This is a genomic window from Nocardia sp. CA-120079, from assembly GCF_050955745.1.
In the GTDB taxonomy this organism is placed as follows: domain Bacteria; phylum Actinomycetota; class Actinomycetes; order Mycobacteriales; family Mycobacteriaceae; genus Nocardia.
This window is the reverse complement of the sequence record NZ_CP192088.1, coordinates 9,158,917-9,178,711: the sequence shown is the minus strand read 5'-3', so window position 1 is coordinate 9,178,711 and position 19,795 is coordinate 9,158,917. Positions and strand designations below refer to the sequence as shown.

General features: G+C 66.4%; 20 protein-coding genes. 9 read left to right on the top strand and 11 right to left on the bottom strand.

The window, feature by feature from the left end; genetic code table 11:
- Positions 1 to 2: 2 nt before the first annotated feature.
- The 5 genes from ACQPYR_RS41510 to ACQPYR_RS41490 form a co-directional block, all read right to left on the bottom strand.
- Complete coding sequence (locus tag ACQPYR_RS41510) at positions 3 to 779, bottom strand: FAD-binding oxidoreductase (protein WP_433625325.1); 777 nt, start codon at positions 777 to 779, stop codon at positions 3 to 5.
- An 8-nt stretch (positions 780 to 787) separates the two neighbouring features.
- Complete coding sequence (locus ACQPYR_RS41505) at positions 788 to 1,945, bottom strand: FAD-binding oxidoreductase (RefSeq protein WP_433625322.1); 1,158 nt, start codon at positions 1,943 to 1,945, stop codon at positions 788 to 790.
- A gap of 208 nt (positions 1,946 to 2,153) precedes the next feature.
- The gene (locus tag ACQPYR_RS41500) at positions 2,154 to 3,053 is read right to left on the bottom strand and encodes an LLM class flavin-dependent oxidoreductase (protein ID WP_433625319.1); all 900 of its coding nucleotides are present in this window, start codon (positions 3,051 to 3,053) and stop codon (positions 2,154 to 2,156) included.
- Positions 3,050 to 3,205 carry a hypothetical protein gene (locus tag ACQPYR_RS41495; protein WP_433625316.1) on the bottom strand — a complete coding sequence of 52 codons (156 nt, stop codon included), beginning with the start codon at positions 3,203 to 3,205 and terminating at the stop codon, positions 3,050 to 3,052. The genes ACQPYR_RS41500 and ACQPYR_RS41495 overlap by 4 nt, the downstream gene beginning before the upstream one ends.
- Positions 3,206 to 3,213: 8 nt before the next feature.
- Positions 3,214 to 4,149 (bottom strand): NADP-dependent oxidoreductase, encoded by a 936-nt coding sequence (locus tag ACQPYR_RS41490; protein WP_433625313.1) that lies wholly within the window; start codon positions 4,147 to 4,149, stop codon positions 3,214 to 3,216.
- A 234-nt stretch (positions 4,150 to 4,383) separates the two neighbouring features.
- On the opposite strand from ACQPYR_RS41490, the gene clpB reads away from it, so the two are divergent.
- The 7 genes from clpB to ACQPYR_RS41455 all read left to right on the top strand — a co-directional run bounded on the left by clpB (position 4,384) and on the right by ACQPYR_RS41455 (position 12,889).
- Entirely contained in the window at positions 4,384 to 6,942 is a 2,559-nt protein-coding gene (gene clpB, locus ACQPYR_RS41485; protein ID WP_433625310.1) for an ATP-dependent chaperone ClpB, read from the top strand.
- A 632-nt stretch (positions 6,943 to 7,574) separates the two neighbouring features.
- Positions 7,575 to 8,402, top strand: coding sequence for a DUF5666 domain-containing protein (locus ACQPYR_RS41480; protein WP_433625308.1), 828 nt, complete (start codon positions 7,575 to 7,577; stop codon positions 8,400 to 8,402).
- Between the two features lie 56 nt (positions 8,403 to 8,458).
- Positions 8,459 to 9,592 (top strand): hypothetical protein, encoded by a 1,134-nt coding sequence (locus ACQPYR_RS41475; RefSeq protein WP_433625305.1) that lies wholly within the window; start codon positions 8,459 to 8,461, stop codon positions 9,590 to 9,592.
- 38 nt (positions 9,593 to 9,630) lie between these two features.
- Positions 9,631 to 10,422, top strand: a complete 792-nt coding sequence (locus ACQPYR_RS41470; RefSeq protein ID WP_387286536.1) for an SDR family NAD(P)-dependent oxidoreductase — start codon at positions 9,631 to 9,633, stop codon at positions 10,420 to 10,422.
- A gap of 5 nt (positions 10,423 to 10,427) precedes the next feature.
- Complete coding sequence (pyrE, locus tag ACQPYR_RS41465; protein ID WP_063044806.1) at positions 10,428 to 10,994, top strand: orotate phosphoribosyltransferase; 567 nt, start codon at positions 10,428 to 10,430, stop codon at positions 10,992 to 10,994.
- 147 nt (positions 10,995 to 11,141) lie between these two features.
- Positions 11,142 to 12,200: a beta-ketoacyl-ACP synthase 3 gene (locus ACQPYR_RS41460; protein ID WP_387286534.1), complete on the top strand. Its 1,059-nt coding sequence runs from the start codon at positions 11,142 to 11,144 to the stop codon at positions 12,198 to 12,200.
- Complete coding sequence (locus ACQPYR_RS41455) at positions 12,200 to 12,889, top strand: lysoplasmalogenase (protein ID WP_433625300.1); 690 nt, start codon at positions 12,200 to 12,202, stop codon at positions 12,887 to 12,889. Before ACQPYR_RS41460 ends, ACQPYR_RS41455 begins: the two co-directional genes overlap by 1 nt.
- 62 nt (positions 12,890 to 12,951) lie before the next feature.
- On the opposite strand, the gene ACQPYR_RS41450 is transcribed toward ACQPYR_RS41455, so the two are convergent.
- The 4 genes from ACQPYR_RS41450 to ACQPYR_RS41435 form a co-directional block, all read right to left on the bottom strand.
- The gene (locus tag ACQPYR_RS41450; RefSeq protein WP_040696927.1) at positions 12,952 to 13,404 is read right to left on the bottom strand and encodes a DUF3592 domain-containing protein; all 453 of its coding nucleotides are present in this window, start codon (positions 13,402 to 13,404) and stop codon (positions 12,952 to 12,954) included.
- Positions 13,405 to 13,709: 305 nt separating this feature from the next.
- Positions 13,710 to 14,798 carry a glycoside hydrolase family 76 protein gene (locus ACQPYR_RS41445; protein ID WP_433635392.1) on the bottom strand — a complete coding sequence of 363 codons (1,089 nt, stop codon included), beginning with the start codon at positions 14,796 to 14,798 and terminating at the stop codon, positions 13,710 to 13,712.
- Positions 14,799 to 14,915: 117 nt separating this feature from the next.
- Positions 14,916 to 15,596 carry a TrmH family RNA methyltransferase gene (locus ACQPYR_RS41440; protein ID WP_387286528.1) on the bottom strand — a complete coding sequence of 227 codons (681 nt, stop codon included), beginning with the start codon at positions 15,594 to 15,596 and terminating at the stop codon, positions 14,916 to 14,918.
- Between the two features lie 38 nt (positions 15,597 to 15,634).
- On the bottom strand, positions 15,635 to 15,973 hold the full coding sequence (locus ACQPYR_RS41435; protein WP_063044812.1) for a hypothetical protein: 339 nt from the start codon (positions 15,971 to 15,973) through the stop codon (positions 15,635 to 15,637).
- A 95-nt stretch (positions 15,974 to 16,068) separates the two neighbouring features.
- Here ACQPYR_RS41435 and ACQPYR_RS41430 point away from each other — a divergent pair, with 95 nt between their 5' ends.
- Both ACQPYR_RS41430 and ACQPYR_RS41425 read left to right on the top strand, forming a co-directional pair.
- Positions 16,069 to 17,433, top strand: a complete 1,365-nt coding sequence (locus ACQPYR_RS41430; protein ID WP_433625296.1) for a sensor histidine kinase — start codon at positions 16,069 to 16,071, stop codon at positions 17,431 to 17,433.
- Entirely contained in the window at positions 17,430 to 18,083 is a 654-nt protein-coding gene (locus ACQPYR_RS41425; RefSeq protein WP_063044803.1) for a LuxR C-terminal-related transcriptional regulator, read from the top strand. The genes ACQPYR_RS41430 and ACQPYR_RS41425 overlap by 4 nt, the downstream gene beginning before the upstream one ends.
- 70 nt (positions 18,084 to 18,153) lie before the next feature.
- Here the strand turns inward: ACQPYR_RS41425 and ACQPYR_RS41420 are convergent, their stop codons facing one another.
- Entirely contained in the window at positions 18,154 to 18,837 is a 684-nt protein-coding gene (locus ACQPYR_RS41420; RefSeq protein ID WP_433635391.1) for a DedA family protein, read from the bottom strand.
- A 19-nt stretch (positions 18,838 to 18,856) separates the two neighbouring features.
- Complete coding sequence (locus ACQPYR_RS41415; RefSeq protein ID WP_433635390.1) at positions 18,857 to 19,594, bottom strand: DedA family protein; 738 nt, start codon at positions 19,592 to 19,594, stop codon at positions 18,857 to 18,859.
- Positions 19,595 to 19,795 lie beyond the last annotated feature (201 nt).

Sequence of the window (19,795 nt, the reverse complement as noted above, 5' to 3'; positions counted from 1 at the left end):
GATCAAAGGCCCTCGAACTGTATTGCGGCAGCTGGGGTTCCGGTTTCGACGAGGCGGTCCAATGTCACACGGACCATATTGGGTGAACCGCAGACAAGTACCTGATGGTGGTCGAATGCGCCGTGTGAACCGACGACATCGGCGAGCGTGCCGAAGAGCATATCGTCGAGCGGGAAGCCGATATCCACGCGCGACTGCTCGTACCATTCGTCGACCCAGCCCGGATCCTCAGGACCCTCGATCACGGGAATCACCGTGAGCCAAGGCAATTCGTTCGCCAGCAGGAACAGCATGTCATCGGCGTAGAGGTCGCGCGGGGAGCGCCCGCCGACGAACAGGTAGGTGGGCGGCGGATCCTCGTGGCGGGCCAGGTCGAGAATCTGGGAGCGCATCGGGGCCAGCCCGGTGCCGCCGGCGATCATCACCACCTCGTCGCCGTACGGATCGACGGCGAGAGTGCCAAGGGGAGCGCTGATCTGCCATTCGTCGCCCGGTTTGGTGTCGGCGACGATACTGCCGCTGCACCAGCCGCCCGGCACCGTGCGCACATGGAATTCCAGCTTGCCGTCCAGCGACGGCGGCAGCGCGGGGGAGAGCCGACGGCGCATCCCCGGATGCTGCGGTACCCGGACCTCGACCGACTGTCCCGCGAGAAACGGGACGTACTCACCGATCAGACGGATAACCGCGATGTCGTGGCGTAGCCGGTGGTGACCGACGACGGTCGACTTCCATTCGGGCGCCGCACCATTGCCGTGCGGGCTCGGATCAATTGTCATCACTTCTCTCAAACGGGATCTGAGCTGATTACCGACTCGGGGGTGCCCACCGCCATCAGGGCGCGGCGGGTGTCGGCGATCATGCGGGCCGAACCGGCGATCTGGATCTGCCGGTCCGACCATGAGCCGAAGCTGGCGACGACCGCGCCCAGATTTCCGATCAGGCGGCGGTGCATGCCGTACGGCTCGTCCTGCGGTGGATGCGGATACCACCACGGGTTGGTCTTCTGCTCGCAGACCGGGACGACGGTGAGCCACGGATTGCTCTGCGAGAGCTGCCACATATTCTCCACGTCGTACAGATCGCAGGGGTAGCGGCCGCCGATGAAGAAGTGCACGCGCGGATTGATGCCGCGCTGACCCATCTCGATCAGCTGCGCGCGCAGCGGGGCGATGCCGGTGCCCGCACCGATCAGCAGCACGTCACGGCCGCTGTCGCGATCGATGTGCAGACCGCCGAGCGGACCCGCGATCATCCACCGATCGCCGACCCTGGTCTCGTTGACGATCGCCGGGCTGACCCAACCGCCGCGGATCTTGCGCACGTGGAATTCGATCTCGCCGTAGGGATTCGCCGGAATCGCCGGCGAGAGGTAGCGCCACATCTTCGGGCGCTGCGGCAGTGAGATCGGCACGTACTGCCCGGCCTGATACGGAATCGGGCTGTCGGTCTGCAGCCGCACGATGGCCAAGTCCTCGAGCACCCGGCGATGGCCGACCACGGTCGCATCCCAGTACGGCTGCGATTTGTCGGAATTGGCGCCGATGGCCATGGAGGCGGAAATGAGGATGGTGATATCGCGCCAGCCCTCCTCGAGCGAGCGATTCCACATCGGACCGTTGAAGACCCGGAAGGCGGCCAGCAGCGCCCGTCCCGCGATGTCGTAGTGCGCGGCGATGACACCGTACTTGCGGTGATCGCGCGCCAACTGTTCCAAAAACCTCTGGGCCCGCCCCCAGTCCTCGAGATTGTCGAGCACGTAATGGATGGCGGTCACCACCCGCTTGGCCTGCATCTCCATCGCAGGCGGGAACAATTCCCGCAGCTGCGGCTTCTCCGCAAACAGGTGACCATAAAACGCACTGATCAACCGCTCGGGTCCGTTCGGTGACTCGATCACCGCTCGGAAGTTGGCGCGGACCAGCGCTGCCGAACGCGCATCCACGACGTGGAGCTTCCTTTCCCTCAAAATCTGCCCAGGGACATATCCGTAACCGGCGGTCCTCCGCCGACAAGTATCCCTGAAAATCACATGGTCGTGTGGGTATGGCCGATCACGCCCGTGCTCACGGGTAATCCGTGGGCAAATCGGGGCTGCTCTGGGCCGGATATGCAGGATATCGCGACCTCGCTCGCTCCGGGTTACCGCCGGGTCACCTCGTGACGTTCGCGCGAACCGCGGGCGCGACCAATTCGGCGTAGCGATGTACCTGGTCGACGGGGTCGCCCTCGGTCGGCCAGAAGATGAAGCCGTCGATGCGCTGGTCACGATGCAGTGTGGATAAATCGTCCACCCAGCGCTCGGGCGGGCCCTCCAGGAAGCCGTGGTCCGTACCGTCGGCGGTGATGGTGCCCGACAGGTTGTAGACCCGGCGGATGGTACGCGGATCGCGGTGCGCCGCGGCGGCGGCATCGTCGATGCGCTTGCCCGCCTCGGTCAGGAATTCGGGCGGGGCCCAGGCCGCCGAGGGCAGCCAGCCGTCGGCGCGCTGTCCGGTCAGGGCGAGCATGCGCGGTCCCTTCGCGCCGAGCCAGATGCCGGGATCGTGCTGCGGCTGCGGTCCGGGGTGGGCACCGGCGAGCAGGTGATAGGTGCCGGGCACCCGGACCGAACGTTCGTCGCTCCACATGGCCCGGATGACCGCGATGCCCTCGGCCAGCGCCTGGACCGATTCGCCCGCGCTCAGGTGGTAACCGCCCATGGCGGCGATGGCGGCCCAGAACGCGCCGGCGCCGAGTCCGAGATGGATCCGGCCGCCGGTCATGATGTCGAGGGAGGCAACGGATTTCGCGAGTACGGCGGGATTGCGCAGGGGCAGGTTGGCGACATCGGGGAAGAAGGTGAGTCGCTCGGTCCGCATGGCCAAGCCGGTGATCAGGGTCCAGGTGTCGAGGAAGCGTCGCTGGTAGGGATGGTCCTGGACGCCGATCAGGTCGAGTCCGGCGCTTTCGGCATATGTCGTCAGCTCGGTGAGCTGCTGGTAGTTGTCGGCCTCCGGAATCAGGAAGAGGCCGAATTCGGGTGGGCGCGAGCTTTTCTTGCGGGCGCTCACGCCTCCGCCTCGCTGGCGCTCGGCTTCGCCGTGCCCGCCCTGGCGGCTGTGTCTTCGGCTCGCTCGCTTCGCTCGCTGGCGGCCTCCGCCTCGCTGGCGCTCGGCTTCGCCGTGCCCGCCCTGGCGGCTGTGTCTTCGGCTCGCTCGCTCACATCTTGCCTCAGATGGCTAGCACGGTTTTGCCCCGCGCCCCTGTCGCGCCGATGACCGAGGGGCCCCGGTCCAGTGGGACGGTCGCGTCGATCGGCACGACCACATCGCCTGCGGCGACCCGATCGAGCAGGCGGGTCAGTTCCGGTCCGCGCCCGGAGGATTCGATATTTCCGCCTTTGATGCCTCGATCGCGCAGAGCGTCCGGGTCGGCGGACCAGATGGTGGAGTAGACGGTGCCGCCGTCGCGGACCAGCGCGGTCAGTTCGGCCAGCACCTCGGGTGGACTCACCAGATCGAACAGTGCGTCGACGCCGTCGGGATGCGCGGCGGCGACCTGTTCGGCGACCGGACCGCGGGTGTAATCGATGGTCTCGGCAGCGCCGAGCCTGGTCATCTGATCGGCGACCGATCCCCGCGCCGTGGCGATGACGTGCGCTCCGGCGATATTCGCCAGCTGCACCAGGAAGGAGCCGACGCCGCCGGTGGCGCCGACGATCAATACCGTCTGGTCCGGTTCGATCTTGGTGGCGTCCACGATGTCCTGCGCCGTGATGCCCGCGGTCGGCAGGGCGGCCGCCGCGACGGTCGGCACCCGGTCGGGAATCGGGACCAGGGTGGCGTCCTGGGGCAGTACCGAGTACTCCGCGAAGCTGCCGTGGCCCGCGGGCGGCACCAGGAATTTGCCGACGACGCGGTCGCCGACGCCGAATTTGGTGACGCCGGGGCCGACCGAGGTCACCGTGCCCGCGCCGTCGACACCGAGGATCATCGGGAAATCATGCGGCAGCTTGCCATCCAGAATGCCGCCTGCCATCTTCTGGTCGAAGGGGTTGACACCTGCCGCCTCGACCTGGATTCTGACCGCACCCGCGCCGGGTTCGGGGGTCGGCATTTCGGCCAGTTCGGGTGTTGCTCCGAAGCTTCGTACCACGATCGCGCGCATCCATCGCTCCTCGAGTCGGGCTGGATTTGATGCATCAACCAACGGCCAAGGCCATCGTAGGCATCGCGGTGTCGTAGGCCCGGTGATTGGTGCCATTCGGCAGTGTCGCGGCGTAGCGTTCAAACCGAGTCTGTTCGGGTGTCGAGCGGTTCGCTCGAGAAATCAAAGTTGAGTGGAACAGACTCAACCTTTCGGACGTTGGATAGTGCGAATCGACTAGTAGGAAGGTGACTTGTGGACTCGTTCAATCCCACCACCAAGACCCAGGCGGCCCTGACCGCCGCCCTGCAGGCCGCCTCGGCCGCGGGCAATCCGGAGATTCGTCCGGCGCACTTGCTGGTGGCGTTGCTGGATCAAACCGATGGCATCGCCGCTCCCTTGCTCAAGGCCGTCGCGGTAGATCCGGCGACCATTCGACGCGAGGCACAGGACATCGTGGACAAGTTGCCGCGAGCGACCGGTGCGACCACCACACCCCAACTCGGCCGCGAGGCATTGGCCGCGATCACCGCCGCCCAGCGCCTGGCCACCGAACTCGGCGACGAATACGTCTCCACCGAACACGTCATGGTCGGCCTGGCCGAAGGCGATTCGGATGTGACCATGCTGCTGGAAAAGTACGGCGCGAACCCCGACGCGCTGCGCGAGGCATTCACCACCGTACGCGGCAGCGCGCGCGTCACCAGTGCCGATCCGGAGGGCAGCTACCAAGCGCTGGAGAAGTATTCGACCGATCTCACCGCGGCCGCCCGCGCAGGCAAGCTCGACCCGGTCATCGGGCGTGATACCGAAATCCGACGTGTCGTACAGGTTTTGAGCCGTCGCACCAAGAACAACCCGGTGCTGATCGGTGAACCAGGCGTCGGCAAGACCGCGATCGTCGAGGGCCTCGCCCAGCGCATCGTGGCCGGTGACGTGCCGGAGTCGTTGCGCGGCAAGTCCGTCGTCTCGCTCGACCTGGGCGCGATGGTGGCCGGCGCGAAGTACCGCGGTGAATTCGAGGAGCGGCTCAAGGCCGTCCTCGAAGAGATCAAAAACAGTGCGGGACAGATCATCACGTTCATCGACGAGCTGCACACCATTGTCGGCGCGGGCGCGACCGGCGAATCGGCGATGGATGCGGGAAATATGATCAAGCCGATGCTCGCGCGCGGTGAGCTGCGCCTGGTCGGCGCCACCACGCTGGAGGAATACCGCAAGTTCATCGAGAAGGATGCCGCCCTGGAACGCCGCTTCCAGCAGGTGCTGGTCGGCGAGCCGTCGGTGGAGGACACCATCGGCATCCTGCGCGGCATCAAGGACCGCTACGAGGTGCACCACGGTGTGCGCATCACCGACTCCGCACTGGTCGCCGCCGCCACGCTCAGCGACCGCTACATCACCTCCCGGTTCCTACCGGATAAGGCGATCGACCTGGTCGACGAGTCGGCGTCGCGGCTGCGCATGGAAATCGACTCGCGCCCAGTGGAAATCGACGAGGTCGAGCGTGCGGTGCGCAGGCTGGAGATCGAAGAGGTCGCGCTGGAGAAGGAGACCGACGCGGCATCCAAACAGCGCCTGGACAAGTTGCGCCAGGAACTCGCCGACGACCGCGAGAAGCTCAACCAGCTGATGACCCGCTGGCAGAACGAGAAGAGCGCCATCGACCAGGTCCGCGTCCTCAAGGAGGAATTGGAATCGCTGCGCGGTGAATCCGAACGCGCCGAGCGCGACGGTGATCTGGGCAAGGCCGCGGAACTGCGCTACGGACGCATTCCGGCGCTGGAGAAGCAGCTCGCCGAGGCCGAAAAGGCTTCCGCGACAGCCGCTGACGGCGAAGTGATGCTCAAGGAGGAGGTCGGCCCCGACGATATCGCCGAGGTGGTCTCGTCCTGGACCGGTATTCCGGTCGGCCGGATGATGGAGGGCGAAACCCAGAAGCTGCTGCGGATGGAGCAGGAGCTTGGCAAGCGCGTGGTCGGCCAGACCGAGGCGGTGCAGGCGGTTTCCGATGCGGTGCGTCGGGCGCGCGCAGGCGTCGCGGATCCGAACCGGCCGACGGGTTCGTTCATGTTCGTCGGCCCGACCGGTGTCGGTAAGACCGAGCTGGCAAAGGCGTTGGCGGACTTCCTGTTCGACGACGAACGCGCCATGGTTCGCATCGATATGAGCGAGTACAGCGAGAAGCACTCGGTCGCTCGGCTCGTCGGCGCCCCACCCGGTTATGTCGGTTACGACCAGGGCGGTCAGCTGACCGAGGCGGTCCGGCGTCGGCCCTACACCGTCGTGCTCTTCGACGAGATCGAGAAGGCGCATCCGGATGTCTTCGACATCCTGCTCGCCGTACTCGACGAGGGTCGCCTGACCGACGGCCAGGGCCGCACGGTCGACTTCCGCAACACCATCCTCATCCTGACCTCGAATCTGGGTGCGGGTGGCGATCCGGAGTTCGTCATGAACGCGGTGCGCTCGGCCTTCAAACCGGAGTTCCTGAACCGCCTCGACGATGTGGTCATGTTCCACGCCCTCGACGAGGAGCAGCTGGAATCCATCGTCGATATCCAGCTCGACCAGCTGCAGAAGCGGCTGTCGCAGCGCAGGCTGAAGCTGGACGTCAGCGATTCGGCCAGGTTCTGGCTCGCCGTGCGCGGCTACGACCCGGTCTACGGCGCCCGCCCGCTGCGCAGGCTGATCCAGCAGGCCATCGGCGACACCCTCGCCAAGGAACTGCTCGCCGGTGAGGTCACCGACGGCGACACCGTGGCGGTGAATGTGAGCCCGAACGGCGAAAGTCTCATCGTCGGGCGCGCCTGACCGAGGTGGCCCAGCTCGCGATCAACCCGCTCCTGGGCATCCCCGGTGACCACGACGGAGCGAGTCTTGCGAGCGACGTTCGCGGCCCGTCTCGCGTCCGAGTGGTCGAAGCGCATGCGCCGCAGGCGCGGGATTCGCCGCATCTGATGCGAGTGCACCAGGAGCTGAACGCCCCGTCATCGCCGCCCCCCACGGAGCGAGTCTTGCGAGCGACGTTCGCGGCCCGTCTCGCGTCCGAGTGGTCGAAGCGCATGCGCCGCAGGCGCGGGATTCGCCGCATCTGATGCGAGTGCACCAGGAGCTGAACGCCCCGTCATCGCCGCCCCCCACGGAGCGAGTCTTGCGAGCGACGTTCGCGGCCCGTCTCGCGTCCGAGTGGTCGAAGCGCATGCGCCGCAGGCGCGGGATTCGCCGCATCTGATGCGAGTGCACCAGGAGCTGAACGCCCCGTCATCGCCGCCCCCCACGGAGCGAGTCTTGCGAGCGACGTTCGCGGCCCGTCTCGCGTCCGAGCGGTCGAAGCGCATGCGCCGCAGGCGCGAGTCTCGACGGCTCGGACGCGAGACACCGGGGGGCCGCGAACACGCCGCGCCGCAGGCGCGGCCAGAGATACAGAGCCTACGCTGGAGGCCATGAGTAGTCCCAACGATCCCTGGGCACAGCGACCGGAGGATGCGCCGACGGAACATATCGGTCCGTCGGGTAAGTCGGGATTTCAGCCTTCGCCACCTACGACGGAATACACCGAGGCGTTCGGCCACGGCGATGCGACCTCGGTCTATCCGTCGACCGAACAATACGAGCCGTGGGGGCCGCCGCCGGTCAATGCCACCAAGGAGTTCCCGCCGTACGACAGCCAGGTCCAGTGGGGCGGGCAGGAAAGTGGCGGGTGGCAGGAGCCGACCCAGGTCGGTGCATACGGCCAGCCCGGTGCGCAGTATCCGCCCGGCCCGCCGGGTGGACCCCTACCCCCGGATCAGCAACCGCCGCGCAAGCGGAATACCGGCCTGTGGATCGCCCTCGGAGTCGGGGTGATTCTGCTGATCGGCGCGGTCGGCGTGCTCGCGGGCGTGCTGATGGGCGGTAAGGACACCTCGTCGAGCTCCGCCGCGAGCACCTCGGCCTTCCCGACCGCGGGCCGATCCACCGGACCCTCGGGCGGTCCATCGTCCACTCACGTCCTGCCGAGCATTCCGGGACTCGGCGGCATCGATAACCTCGGCACGACCATGGGCACCATCAAAGCCAATGCCGGTGGCCAACTGACCCTCGACACCATCGGCGGATCCGCCGTGACGGTGCGCACCACCGACAAGACCCAGGTGATCTCGTTGACCGGGTCCAAGGCATCCGATCTTCCGGTCGGCGACATGGTCATGGTGCAGGGCGACAAGGCCGCGGACGGTTCGATCGACGCGAAGATCATCATCAGTACCGCACTGCCCGGGGGCACGCGGTGAAATATCAGCGGGCAGTGATGCGCAATAGCCCTGTCGGCTCTATAGGGTAGGCGACGATGACGGCAATGTGGTTCGGGTTGGCGGCGATCGCGCTCGTTGGTGCGATCGTGCTGCTGTATTTCGATCGGGTCCAGCGACAGCGGACCGGTCATGCCCGCCAGGTGTGGGCGAAGGCGCAGGGCTATACGTATGTGTCGGTGGAACCGGCGCTGGCGTCCACCTGGCGCCGCGGTGCGTTGGCCAAGCTCGGCTATCTGTCCGCGGTGGATGTGGTGTCCGGCATCCGCAAGGGCGAGAAGTTCGTCCTCTTCGATCTGGAGGACGCGGCGACGCTGGTCGCGGTGCGCAGGCAGATCGGCTCCGATATCGATGTGGATATGCGGCTCAAGACCGCTTCCCCGCCGAAGGACGCCGATCTGGAACTGCTCGGCGCGATCGGCGATCGGGTGGTGTTCGCGACCAATCCGGAAATCGCCAGGCACGCCGTCGACCAGCGCATGGTCGCCTTCATCGAATCGCTGCCCGACAGCGTGCAGATGCTGTGGAGTGAGGGCAATTGGACCCTCGGCATGCTGAATGTCGGGACGGTGGCCAAGGATTGGGAGACCGCAATCGATGCGGTGCTTCGGCTGTCCGGTCTGTTGCATGTGCTGCCGCCGGTGAGTGATGTGCGCGGGGTGGATTCCGGTGGGCACGATCCGGGACGGCCGCATCCGCGCAACCGGGCGGATGACCGAGACGAGGCGGACAGTCCGGTGGCCGCGCGGGTCGCGTCGGCGGATCTGCGCAAGGGCGAGGATTTCGACGACGACTACGAGGCCTCCGCCTACGACGAATCGTCTTATGACGAAGACGATTTCGACCGGCCGAAGTACCGCGAGTACTCCGACGACGACTATTACGACGACGAACCGGCCGCCGAACCGGTGACACCTGAGCCGCCCCGCCGCCCCAGTCTCGCTGTCGTCCCCGATTCTCGCTCGCGGGCCCGCGACGAGCGCTGGGCCGCCGAACCGGAGGACGACTGGTCGCCGGAGGACCGCCCCGCTCAGCGCAAACCCGCGAAGCCCGAGTCCGTCCGGTCCGACCCGGATGCGGACGATTGGGAGTCGGCCGAGCACACACCGGAACCGCCAGGCGGTCCGTTCCACCCGGGATTCCGCCCGTATCAGGGACCCGTGCCGCAGTGAGCGGGCATGACGCCCTCTCGACACCGATTGTCCAACCTGTGCGTCTGCCCGGTGCCACCCGCCCGGTCGCGCTGATCACCGGACCGACCTCCGGCATCGGGCGCGGATTCGCCGTGCGTTTGGCCACACTCGGTTATGACCTTGTGCTCGTCGCCCGCGACAAGGACCGGCTGAACGCACTCGCCGCGGAATTCGAGCGGAAATTCGCGACCCGATCGGAGGTGCTCGTCGCCGATCTGGCCAAGGCCGACGATCGGGATCGGGTGCTGGCCCGCGCCGCCGACGGCATCGAATTCCTGGTCAACAATGCCGGATTCGGTCAGTCGGGGGAGTTCTGGACGCAGCCGCCCGCCGAGGTCCAAGCCCAACTCGATGTCAATGTCACCGCGGTGGTGCAGCTCACCAGGGCCGCGCTGCCCTCGATGATCGCGGCCGCGAAGGGTTCGATCGTCAATGTGGCCAGCGTCGCGGGTCTGATCCCCGGACGCGGCTCGACCTATTCGGCTTCCAAGGCCTACGTCGTATCCTTCACGGAAGGGCTGGCGGGTGGACTGGCTGGAACGGGAGTCCGGGTCCAAGCCCTGTGCCCCGGATTCGTGCACACCGAATTCCACGAGCGGGCCGGTATCGAGATGTCCTCGCTGCCGAAAAAGCTGTGGCTGAGCGTCGACCAGGTGGTCGCCGGTTCGCTACGTGATCTGGAGAAGGACCGGGTGCTCAGCGTGCCCGGTGTGCAGTACAAAGTGCTCACCACCGCCGCCGGAATGATCCCGCGAGCCCTGGCGGCCCGACTGAATCGCGGCATGTTCAACGCACGCGGAAGGACTTGACAGACATGATCGACCAGGCGAACAAGGCCACCGTTTCGACGGACGACCGAGATAGATTGGCCGCACTCGTGCGCGAGCTCGCCGTCGTGCACGGCCGCGTCACGCTGTCCTCGGGCAAAGAGGCCGACTACTACGTCGACCTGCGCCGCGCCACCCTGCACCACGGTGCCGGACCGCTGATCGGCAAGCTGCTGCGTGAACTGGTGGCGGACTGGGATTTCGAGGCCGTCGGCGGGCTCACCATGGGCGCGGATCCAGTCGCGCTTGCCGTCATGCACGCACCCGGCCGTCCGATCGACGCCTTCGTGGTGCGTAAAGCCGCCAAGACTCACGGCATGCAGCGCCAGATCGAGGGCCCGGACATCGTCGGCAAGCGGGTACTCGTCGTCGAGGACACCACGACCACCGGAAATTCGCCGCTGACCGCCGTGCGCGCACTGCGCGAGGCCGGTGCGACCGTCGTCGGCGTCGCGACCGTGGTGGACCGGGAGACCGGTGCCGATCAGGTAATCGCCGCCGAGGGCCTGGAGTACAGGTCCATCCTGGGATTGAAGGATCTGGCCCTCGGATAAGCTGCGAATGCGGTCCTGGGGTCGCAATCGCTGGTGATCGGCGCTTCGCCTTGCGCTGAAACGCCGACAGCGGTGCGACCCGATAACAGGACGTATACGTCGAGCGCGTCGAGGCGTTCGAGACAGTGAAGGGTCGTGGAGTTACCTGTGGTGAGCATTGCAGTCAATAAGAGCCGTGCGAACGTCGCGATGCTCGGCATCGGTGCTTACCGTCCGAAACGCCTGGTCAGCAATGAAGAGGTGTGCGAGGTCCTCGACTCGACCCCGGAGTGGATCTATGAGCGCACCGGTGTGCGCAACCGTCGGTGGATCAGCGGTGACGAAACGCTGCAGTCGATATCGGCGGCCGCCGGTGAGCGGGCGATCGTCAACAGCGGCATCGACCGGTCCAAGATCGGTGCGCTGATTCTGGCCACCTCGAGCTGGTTGACGCTGACCCCGCACGGCGCCCCCAAGGTCGCCAACGACCTGGGGATGAACGGGATCGCGGCCTTTGATCTGACCTCCGGCTGCGGCGGTTTCGGCTACGGCCTCGGCGTCGCCGCCGACCTGATCCGCTCCGGATCGGCCGAATATGTGCTGCTCATCGGTGCCGAGACGATGACGGTCGGACTCGATCCGACCGATCGCGGCACCGCGATGATCTTCGGCGACGGTGCGGGTGCGGTGGTGGTCGGCCCGAGCGAGGAGAACGGCATCTCCCCGACGGTGTGGGGCAGCGACGGCGAGAATGCCTCGGCGATCGAGCAGGACGTCAACTTCCTCGAATACATGGAGAAGGCACAGCGGCTGCAGGGCATCGATCCGGCCGTCGAGCCCATCGGCCGAATGTCGCTGCGGATGGAGGGCCCGCGGGTATTCCGTTGGGCGGCGGTCACTTTGCCGCGCGCGCTGGCCTCGGCGCTCGAGGTCTCCGGTGTCTCCAAGGAAGATATCGAGGTCTTCATTCCGCATCAGGCCAATGCGCGCATCAACGAGCTGATGAAGAAGAACCTCGGGCTGGCCGATGACATCCCGGTGGCCAATGACATCGAGAACACCGGCAATACCTCCGCCGCCTCCATCCCGCTGGCGATGGAGGAAATGCTGGTGACCGGCAAGGCCAAGGGCGGCCAGGTGGCGCTGCTGCTCGGTTTCGGTGCGGGTCTGAGCTATGCGGGCCAGGTCGTCACACTGCCGCCCGCCCCGAAAGAGCCGAGCTTTTGATGCGTCCGTTCCGAGCCGCATTTCTGGCGGCAGCGGCGGCGACCGTGTACGGCGCGGTCACCGGCCGTGAGAAGGTGCAGTGGGTGGCGAAGCCGCTGCTGATGCCGCTGTTGGCGGCGGATGTGGCGACCGATCAGGCGGTGCTGGAGCCGGTTGATCGGACGGTTCTGCTGGGTTCCCTCGGTGCCGCGACCCTCGGTGATGTGCTGTTGATCGAGCCGGACAATGACCGGCGGCTGATCGCGGGCGCGTCCTCGTTCGCGGTGATGCAGACCGGATATTCGGTGCTGTGGTGGCGGCGCGGTGGGCGGCCGCGTCCGGAGATCGCGGTGCCGCGGGTGCTGGCCTGGCTCGGTGCCGCACTGCTGATGCGGGCCAAGGCGCCTACCGTTGCGGCTCCGCTGACGGCCTATGGTGCGACGCTGGGCAGTGCGGCGGTGCTCGCCTCCGATACCGGATTGGCTCCGGGGGCGAAAAATGTTGCCGGACTGAATATTCCGGGTGCCGATCCGCGCAGTCGGCTCGGCCTGGGTGCACTGCTGTTCACCGTTTCCGATGGTTTGATCGTGCTGCGCCGGCTGTTCGCGCGGAGCGAGCGTTCCCGGCGGGTCACCGAGGGTGTCATCCTGGCTACCTATGCGGCCGCGCAATATCTGCTCGCGGACCCGCGAGCGCACGCGCGGGACTGAGCTCGCGCCCGTCGAATCGGCGAAGTTCGCCGATCGGCCCTGAGCGCGCAATTGGTCGAGAGTTATTGCCCCAGAACGAGAATGATCCGATCGCGATTTTGCGGATCGACCCGGATGGAGATGGTCTCGCCGACCGCGAGCCGCGGCTTATCGGCCGGGGTGACATCGAAAACGATGGTGCCACGGTAACTTTCGGACCCCGGCACAACCAGCTCCAGATCGAATTCGGTCAGTTCGGTGTGATGATCGGTGCGCTGCAGCGTATGCGCGCCCTCGATGGTCGCCCACCCCTCCAGCCCGTGCCGCCACAACTGCCGATCCGCGCGCGACGGCCGAGCCGCCAATAGCATTCCGACGCCGACGCATGATCCGAACAGCCCGACCAACGCGACGATCTGAAATGGCTCGGTCCCCGGCGGCGTATGCGGTAGCAGCCACCCCAGCCAGAATCCGAGCACGATCAAATACCCCGTGGTCACCCCGAGCACTGTGCGGAGAACGCGTGCGTGATCCATGCCAGCCTCCACCCGACTGCCCTGCACCTCAAGGATAGGACCGCTCACCCCACCGTGAACCCGCCTTGACCACAACCGTGACCTGCCCGTCCCACCGCGTCTCGACACTCCGTGCCCCATGATGGGCAACCGAACGGTTCGGCAAGCCCGGAATGCTTCTCGGCTGGTCCGGTCTCCGCTCGCGGTCTTGCGCGCAGCGGTGCCGTCGAACCTCACGGTTGTGCCGAACACCCGGTAGTGCCGCTGATCAATTGTCTGGCAATGCTTTTGATCATCTGATCGATACGGCAGAGGCAGGCTTATGCCTACAGCCCCGCGGCGCTGACCTGGTAGGCCGCCTCCATCAGCAGCCAGCCCGACAGTTGCACCGACAGATCGCGTTCGGGCACCCGCGAGGAGGTCACCGAGCCGCCCGCGGTGAAATGTCCGGCACCGGACCGGCCGCCGGGTAACTGGGCGGGTTTGTTCCAGTCGTGCCCGAACAGCGGCTCGCCCTCGACATCGAGCCGGTTCGCCCAGGCGGCCTGGGCACTGGCGCGCACAATGGCCGCCGCGGTCCGCCGGTCGGCCACCTGTTCGCGCTCGTCGCCGGGCAGCATCAGCGCGACCACCGCGAGATAGCGGGCCAGGATTCCGTTGAACAGTCCGCCGTCGCCGCCACCGCCGCCACTGATCACCCCATCGGTGGTCATCTGCTCCTCGACCGCGGTGAGCAGCCGGTGCACCCGTTCGCTGTGCCGCGGCTCGCCGGTGTGCACCGCGAGTTCGGCCTCCAGGCCGAGCACCACGCCCTGGCAATAGGTGAAGGTCGGGCTCTCGATCTCGCCGGAGGGCAGGTGGATGCCGTCCAGGATCAGGCCGGATTCCTTGTCGCACAACGTCGCATCGATCCAGTCCGCCATTTCCTGCGCGCGGACGTGGCGGCCGAGGCGCAGCAGCGCGATCGCGGCCGGTCCATTGGCGGGGGCATTGAAATAGTCCGCGCCGACCCGCCACGGCACACCGCCGCCGCGCGCCGGATCCCACGCGCCGTACAGCTCCTGCTCGAGTGCGATCAGACCGCCGCGCGCCTCGGTGATGCCCGCGGTTCGCTCGGCACGCTCCAAAGCGATTGCCAACCAAGCCATATCGTCGTAGTAGCGGTTGGTCCAGCCGGTGATATTGCGCAGCCGATGCGCCCGCGCGATCGCGGCGATGCGGTTGCGTCGCGTCGGCGTCGGCGCCCGGTTGGCGGCATCGACCGCACAGTCGATCAGATGCGCCTGCCACCAGTAGTGCCAGGATGCGAAGGCCCGCTCACGACGGGTCGCCGGCCAACCGACGACACCCAATTCGGTTCCCGGCACGGCCCATAGCGCGCGTAGGTGCCGAGAGACGATCGCGGATTCGGCCATATCCGCGCGCTCGGACCACAGCGCGGGCGTGGGGGCAGCATCGCGCCCGGTTTCCGGGCTCCGCGAGGTCATGGGTCAATGGTGCCAGCTTCGAGCCGATCAATACCGATCTTTTCGTTACCAAGCTGACGTCAAATCGGCATGTTGCCGGATCCATGCGTGCATTGCGATGCCGGCCGCGACTCCGGCATTGATACTGCGGGTCGAACCGAACTGCGCGATCGAAACCGTCAGTGCCGCCGCACCCTTGGCATGTTCGGTGACACCCGGCCCTTCCTGCCCGAACAGCAGCAGGCAGCGGCGCGGCAACTCGACGGTTTCCAGCGGAACCGACCCGGGCACATTGTCCACGGCGACCACGGTCAGGTTTTCCCGCTCGGCGAAGGCGAGTAGCTCGCCGATATCGGTGTGATGTTCGATGTGCTGATAGCGGTCGGTGACCATGGCGCCGCGGCGATTCCAGCGCCGCCTGCCGACGATGTGCACGGCGGCCGCGGCGAAGGCGTTGGCGGTGCGCACCACGGTGCCGATATTCGCATCGTGGCCGAAGTTCTCGATGGCGACATGGAACGGATGCCTGCGACGGTCGATATCGGCGATGATCGCTTCGCGCTTCCAGTAGCGATAGGCATCGACGACATTGCGGCGGTCACCGCCGGCAAGCAGCTCCGGATCGTAGTGCGGATCCTCCGGCGGGGCTTCCCCGTGCTCCTGCGCCCATGGTCCGACACCGTGCGGGTGCTCGCCCCATTCGGTGGGGCCTGGCTGCTCGGCCGTATCCGGCGCGGGGTGGTTCACCCCGACGATGCTAATTCCGGCCGTCCCGACGGCACGATTCAGTACGTCGAGGACGAGGAGCCGAGGACGCCGACAGCAGCGAGGACCACCATCAGGATGACGAACAGAATGGTCAGGATCAGCAGTATCGAGGCGATCATGCCGCAGATATATCCGGCCTGGACGCTGCCGCGACCACCGATGGCGCCGCCGGACGCATCGATCTCGTTGAGCGCCTTCTTGCCCATCACCCACGCGACCGGGCCGAGGAACTGGCACAGCAGCAGGCCGAGAATGCCGAGGATCATGATCGTGATGGCCTGCGGGTGATCCTGCGGCGGGCCATAGGCTGGGTAGCCGTACGGCGAACCGTACTGCGGCGGCGGCGGATAGTTCATGCGCAGGATGGTAGTTGGTGGTGTGGCTGGCCACACCTCCGTTTCGGCGGTCAGCTCGATCGAATGCCGCCGTGCCCGCGACAACCATGGAGTCCATGACCGAGACACAAACACTCGTGCTCGACGCGCCCACCGGCAAGACCGGTCCGGACGCGCGAGCGGTACTGCGCGCGGTGCTGCGGGCGCCGATCCAGGCTCGGACCTGGAAGCAACTCGTCTACGTATTCACGGTTTTCGTGATCGGCATGCTCGCCGTCTGCTATCTGTTCTTCGGTTTCGGCGGCGGTTTGTACGCCTCGATCTTCCTGATCGGCATCCCGATCCTGGCACTGGTGCTGCTGGGCGCCCGGCTCTGGGCGAAGGTGTATCGCGCGCTGGCCAGGGATCTGCTGGATACACCGGTGGATGCGCCGCCGCCGTATGTTTCGCAACCGGGCTTTTTCGGATTTCTGAAGAGCGCGTTCACCGATCGCGCGAGTTGGCGGGCCGTTCTGTTCCTGTTCGCGCAGGCCGTACTCGGTGTGGTCGGCGGCTATCTCGTGCTGATCGTGGTGGCCGTGACGGTATTCACCGCGCTCTCGCCCATCCCGTGGGTGCTGTTCAACCCGACGAATACCGACGACAACGGCGTCGAGCACCATTCGCTGGCCCAGTTCGGATCCTTCTATATCGACACGTGGCCAAGGGTTTTGCTGATGTCCGCGGTCGGCATCATCTGCTGCTTCGCACTGCCGTGGCTGCTGCGCGCGGTGTGCTGGGTGCACGGACTGCTCACCATCGCCTTGCTGTCGGCGACGGCGCGGGACCGGCAATTGATCGAGTTGCGTGCGAGCCGGCGTGCGGCAGTCGAGGATTCGGCGGCGACCCTGCGTCGGGTGGAGCGCGATCTGCACGATGGCACGCAAGCGCGCTTGGTCACCATCGCCATGGCCTTGGGCCGGGCCGAGGAGCGGATATCCCACGGTGGTGACGCTCGCGACCTGATCGCCGACGCACACGCCAATGCCAAGGAGGCGCTGACCGAATTGCGTGAACTGGTGCGCGGAATCCATCCGCCCGCGCTCGAATTGGGGCTGGAGCCAGCGCTGGAAACACTGGCTTCGCGGTGTGCCGTTCCGGTTGAGCTGCGAGTCCATCTGCCGCAGCGGCCGAATCCCGTGATCGAGGCGATCGCATACTTCTCGGTCGCCGAACTGCTCACCAATGTGGTCAAACATGCGAATGCCACCAGTGCGTGGGTGTCGGTCGTGCCGACCGATGCGCACACCATCGCGGTCGCCGTGCGCGACAACGGCATCGGTGGTGTACTGCACCCCGTGGACGGAGAACACGTTGCGGGCAGCGGACTTTCCGGACTGGCCGCGCGGGCTCGTGCGGTGGACGGCACCCTGACCGTGCAGAGTCCGACCGGCGGGCCGACCGTGGTGACCATCCTGCTGCCGACGGCCGGGCCACGATGAGTACGCCGTTGCGGGTGGTCATCGCCGAGGACAATGCGATCCTGCGCGACGGGCTGGCCGGGCTGCTGACCGAGCGCGGCCATGAGGTGGTCGCCATCGTCGGCGACGCCACCACCTTGAGCGATGTGGTCGGCACCCACAACCCCGACGTGGCCGTGGTCGACGTGCGGATGCCGCCGACCTTCACCGACGAGGGGCTGCTCGCGGCAATCGAGTTGCGCCGCAAGTATCCGCTCACCGGCGTGCTGGTGTTCTCGCAGTGGATCGAAACCCGCTATGCCACCGAACTTCTCGCCGGCGGCGCGAACGGCGTCGGCTATCTGCTCAAGGATCGGGTGGCCGACGTCCGTGACTTCGTCGACGCTCTGGACCGCGTCGCCACCGGCGGCACCGCGCTCGACCCGGAGGTGGTGAGTCAGTTGATGGGTGCCGCACGCCAACAGGATTCGCTGGCCCGGCTCACACCCCGCGAGCGTGAGGTCCTCGAACTGATGGCACAGGGGCTGTCGAACAATGCGATCGCAACCGCACTGACGGTCACCGAGCGCGCGGTCGAAAAGCACATCGGCAATATTTTCACCAAACTGGATCTGCCACCCTCCGACACCCACCACCGCAGAGTCCTCGCGGTCCTGCGACTGAAGGGCTGAACCGGCTCATCCGCGCTGATCGTAGCTCGTTGGGCAGCGCGCGACGATAACGCCGTGCCGGGTCAGCGAGTCAAAGTGAGGCCGTTTTCGTATCGTCGCCGGCGGTTTCGAAATCGAAATCCTCGGCGGGTTTGGCAATCTCCTGGCGGTAGTGCCGGATGCCGATGGCGGTTCCGATGATCAGCCCGACCACCAGGGTGCCGATGACACCTGGCATCAGCCACGGCACCCGGTCCAGGAAACTGCCCGCGTAGTAGCCGATGAGCAGCAGCACCGGCGCCCAGATAATGGCGCCGACCGTGCTGGCCACGGTGTACTTGCGATGATCCATCCGCGCCGCGCCCGCGACCATCGGGCACAGCGTGCGCACCCATGGGATCCAGCGCGAAATGAGCACCGCGAGGAAGCCGTGCTTCTGCAGCAGTTCGGTGACCCGCTGCAGGTTGCGGGTGTTGATGTAGCGGCCGTTCTTCCTGGCCACCAGGTGATGGCCGGTGCGATGCCCGATGACATAGCCGACCTGGTTGCCCGCGACGGCCGCGATCATCGCACCGATGGACAACGCCCAGACATGGGCCTCGCCCGCGGCGTTGGAGGCCATCACGATGCCCGCGGTGATGAGCATCGAATCCCCCGGCAGGAACAACCCGATGATCAACGCGCATTCGAGGAAGACGAAGGTCAGTACCACCGTCCAGACGAGCGCGGGCCCCGCCGAGGTCAGCGGATCGAAACTGCCCACTGCTAGGGGCAACTGCGCCGTGGACACCGGCTCAGTGGGTCGGCTCGTTAGTCGAGGCGGTCAGCGCGGCGTCGTCGTGCTGAGCGGCCTCGTCGGTGTCTGATTCGCGACGCTCCCGGCGCCCTCCGTGGTTACGCTCCGCTGCCGCCTCCGGGCGCGTCGATCGCGTCGCGGCACCGCGGTTGAGCACCTTCTTGGCCACCGCGATGATGCCGGGCAGGATCGAGATAAGGACGATGAGCAGGAAGATCGGCTCGATGTTCTTGCGAATGAATTCGATATTGCCGAGGAAGTAGCCGAGCACCGTTACGCCGCCGCCCCACAGGACGGCGCCGACGATGTCGAAGGTGACGAACTTGCGGTAATCCATCTTGGACACACCCGCCAGCACCGGCATGAACGTGCGCACGATCGGCACGAATCGGGCCAGGATGATCGTCTTCGGCCCGTGTTTTTCGAAGAACGCATGCGTCTCGGTGACGTAATGCTTCTTGAACAACCGGGTGTCTTCCTTGTGGAAGAGTGCGGGCCCGATGGCCCGGCCGATCCAATACGCGCATTGATCACCGGCGAAGGCGGTCACCATGACGGCGGGCAACAGGATCCAGATGGATACCGGCGGATTGTCCGTCGCGGACAGCAGGCCGCCGGTGAACAGCAGCGAATCGCCCGGGAGGATCGGGAAGAGCAGACCGGTCTCGATGAAGACGATCACCAGGATCGCCGGGAGCACCGCGTTCTTGAGCCACGTCTCCGTAAGCAGGTGCATCGGGTCCAGCAACTGGGTCAATGCGACGTTGCTCGTCACCGATTCTGTCGCTGCCAGCAGAATCACGCGGCCTCCTGTCCCGGGTACGGCTGGCCTGCATTGCTTGCCACCGCATCGGAAGCTGCCAGCGCAATTACGCGGCCAACAGTACCGGGTCCAACTGAGAAACCTCTTGCTGTGCGAAAAGTTCGCTTCTTCCGA

Excerpts from the sequence above, each read along its gene's own strand:
- ACQPYR_RS41445 (WP_433635392.1), bottom strand. The coding sequence starts at position 14,798 with ATGGCCGAATCCGCGATCGTCTCTCGGCACCTACGCGCGCTATGGGCC.
- ACQPYR_RS41430 (WP_433625296.1), top strand. The coding sequence starts at position 16,069 with ATGACCGAGACACAAACACTCGTGCTCGACGCGCCCACCGGCAAGACC.
- ACQPYR_RS41435 (WP_063044812.1), bottom strand. The coding sequence starts at position 15,973 with ATGAACTATCCGCCGCCGCCGCAGTACGGTTCGCCGTACGGCTACCCA.
- ACQPYR_RS41450 (WP_040696927.1), bottom strand. The coding sequence starts at position 13,404 with ATGGATCACGCACGCGTTCTCCGCACAGTGCTCGGGGTGACCACGGGG.
- ACQPYR_RS41455 (WP_433625300.1), top strand. The coding sequence starts at position 12,200 with ATGCGTCCGTTCCGAGCCGCATTTCTGGCGGCAGCGGCGGCGACCGTG.
- ACQPYR_RS41415 (WP_433635390.1), bottom strand. The coding sequence starts at position 19,594 with ATGCACCTGCTTACGGAGACGTGGCTCAAGAACGCGGTGCTCCCGGCG.
- ACQPYR_RS41475 (WP_433625305.1), top strand. The coding sequence starts at position 8,459 with ATGACGGCAATGTGGTTCGGGTTGGCGGCGATCGCGCTCGTTGGTGCG.
- ACQPYR_RS41490 (WP_433625313.1), bottom strand. The coding sequence starts at position 4,149 with ATGCGCGCGATCGTGGTACGAAGCTTCGGAGCAACACCCGAACTGGCC.
- ACQPYR_RS41510 (WP_433625325.1), bottom strand. The coding sequence starts at position 779 with ATGACAATTGATCCGAGCCCGCACGGCAATGGTGCGGCGCCCGAATGG.
- ACQPYR_RS41480 (WP_433625308.1), top strand. The coding sequence starts at position 7,575 with ATGAGTAGTCCCAACGATCCCTGGGCACAGCGACCGGAGGATGCGCCG.
- ACQPYR_RS41425 (WP_063044803.1), top strand. The coding sequence starts at position 17,430 with ATGAGTACGCCGTTGCGGGTGGTCATCGCCGAGGACAATGCGATCCTG.
- pyrE (WP_063044806.1), top strand. The coding sequence starts at position 10,428 with ATGATCGACCAGGCGAACAAGGCCACCGTTTCGACGGACGACCGAGAT.